Source organism: Thiolapillus sp., from assembly GCF_048562965.1.
Taxonomy (GTDB): Bacteria; Pseudomonadota; Gammaproteobacteria; order Chromatiales; family Chromatiaceae; genus Thiolapillus; species Thiolapillus brandeum_A.
Window position 1 is genome coordinate 1 of record NZ_JBHNMF010000518.1, and the last position, 2,295, is coordinate 2,295.

The window sequence follows — 2,295 nt, forward strand, 5'->3', positions numbered from 1 at the left end:
ATGGATAACCATGGCGTTATGCTTCCTCCAGGTTTTGCGTGAGCCAGTCGTTCAATATCTGGCGGGTTCGGAACAAAGGATAGCTCCTTTTTGGAATACAATCACATGGTACCCGACACGGCATCGTTCCTTGCCAGACGTTTGACCGCCGATATCAGTATGTCGCGAAAACCGATCATGTGTTTTTGCAATGACTGACTGGTTTCTGCCGTCCTGACCGTCACCTCGTCCAGCTTCCTCGCATTCTGCGCCAGCTTTGCAATCTGCCCCTTTTGCAAATCGACTTTTTGGGTAAGCCCGGCTTCAGCCCGGTTGAGGTTCTCGATCAGGCCATCCATCATCTTGCGCTGCTGTTTTCTGCTCTCCTCCAGCAGCTGCCGGTAGTGCGCATCCAGTTGCGCCAGCCGTTTTTCCAGCTCGGCATCCCACCTGGACGGGTATTCTTCCGTTGCAGCCAGCCGCTCCTGCAAGCTGCCATAGCCTTCGTGCAAACTCCGGGCAAGGTCGGCTCCCGTTCGCGCGGTCTGATCGATTGCATCTGCTTTCTGCAGCAGCCCCTGAATCTGCCCCTGATGCTGAGTCAGCTCTTCCTGCAACAGACGGTCGTATTCTGTCTCCAGATGCTGCAGCTTGTCTTCGACAGCCACAATCTGACTGGCCAGCCGCTGCTCCACTGCAGAAAGGCGCTCTTTCAAATCGGCAGCCTGGGTCTTCTGCTGGTCTGTCTGCCGCTGCAGCTCCCTGTTGCCCTGATTCAGATCTCCCAGCCGCTCTTCCAGTGCCCGGTACTGCTCCAGCTGTTCCCCGGCACGGCGCAACACCTCGTCGAGCGCACCGGACAGTTTCCCGATGTGCGAAGCAAAACCCTCCTGGCCGTCTTTGAGTCCGATGATATGAGTGATCAAACTGCTGATCTGGGCATCCAGCTCCGCCTTGTCTGCATGCAGGTATTCGAGTTGTTCCCGCAGCAGGTCGCCCTGCAATGCCAACTGCTCCACGTCCTCAAGACGTTCAGACAGGGCGCTCGCAAGCTTCTCCTGCTGATCGAGGTGCTGGCTGAGGGCGGTGACTTTTTTCCTGTCCGCCCCCTGGCGTGATTTGAGACGGTCGAGGCGACCGCGGATTTTCCTGCTGCGACGGTCTTCCTGCACCATGCGTTCGGCAAGCCGCCTGTTTTCCTGCTGCAGTTCGGAAAGCGCAGCATGCAGACCTTTTGCCTTCTTCCCGACAGACTGATAACCGGCGGACAGCAATTTTTGCTTCTTGCGCAGCTTTTTGCACTGCTTCTGCAGGGCTTCCTGCTTCTTCTTCAACGCCAGGTTCTGGCCCGCCAGCCGGTCGAGCCTGCTTTTCTCCTTCTGTCTGGATTTTTTACTCATGGCAACAGGGCTCCTGACGGGAAGAACCGGCATAAAAGCTCCGGCAGGTTTCGCTGATGCATGGTCGGTGTATCACGGTACTAATTCAGCTTCAGAGGCTGGCTCAGGACCTGATGAGCCTTTTCCCTGGTCAAGGGTCGCGAAAACCAGTAGCCTTGCGCTTCAGGGCAATCCATCTTGCGCAGCAGCTGGACCTGCTCGACATTTTCCACGCCTTCTGCAACGATGTTCATTTTGAGGTCCTGCCCCAGCGAAACGATGGCCTGAACGATGGCACTGGCATCTCCCATGCTGGTCACATCACGAATAAACGAGCGGTCGATCTTCAGCGTGTCATAGGAATAGCGCTTGAGGTAGGAAAGCGAAGAGTAGCCGGTACCAAAATCATCAACATGCAGCTGCACGCCTGCAGACTTGAGCTTGTCCAGCTCCGCGAGTACCGCATCCTGATGATCCATGAATGAGCGCTCGGTGATCTCCAGGTGCATGTACCCTGGCTGCAGGTCACATTCCTCCAGCAGCGACAGCAGGTCATCAGCCATGTTTTCATTGCGAAACAAAGCACCGGTAACATTGACGCTGATGCCCAGGTCGGCATTGCCTAGGATGAGCTTCTGCCAGCGCCGTGTCTGCGTCGCCGCCGTCTTGAGAATCCACCAGCTCAATTCGGAGATCATGCCTGTTTCTTCAGCCACGCCGATAAATTCATTGGGACTCACCAGCCCGCGCTGGGGATGCTGCCAGCGCAGCAGGGCCTCGAAGGAAAGCACCTGCCCTGTCTGCAGGGAAACGATGGGCTGCAAGCGTGTCTTCGGCCTCGTGATAGATTTTGGGACATCCCAGTCCCCAAAATCGACTCGGCCTTTGACAACCTATTTGTGCCCCAGCCGTCCTGGTCACCAAGCACTACGCAACA

Annotated in this window: 2 protein-coding genes; both read right to left on the reverse strand. The window is 56.4% G+C overall.

The window, feature by feature from the left end:
* Positions 1-101 precede the first annotated feature (101 nt).
* Entirely contained in the window at positions 102-1,379 is a 1,278-nt protein-coding gene (locus tag ACOCD2_RS17150; protein WP_294058920.1) for a hypothetical protein, read from the reverse strand.
* 80 nt (positions 1,380-1,459) lie between these two features.
* Entirely contained in the window at positions 1,460-2,182 is a 723-nt protein-coding gene (locus ACOCD2_RS17155) for a putative bifunctional diguanylate cyclase/phosphodiesterase (protein WP_419625824.1), read from the reverse strand.
* Positions 2,183-2,295: the final 113 nt, after the last annotated feature.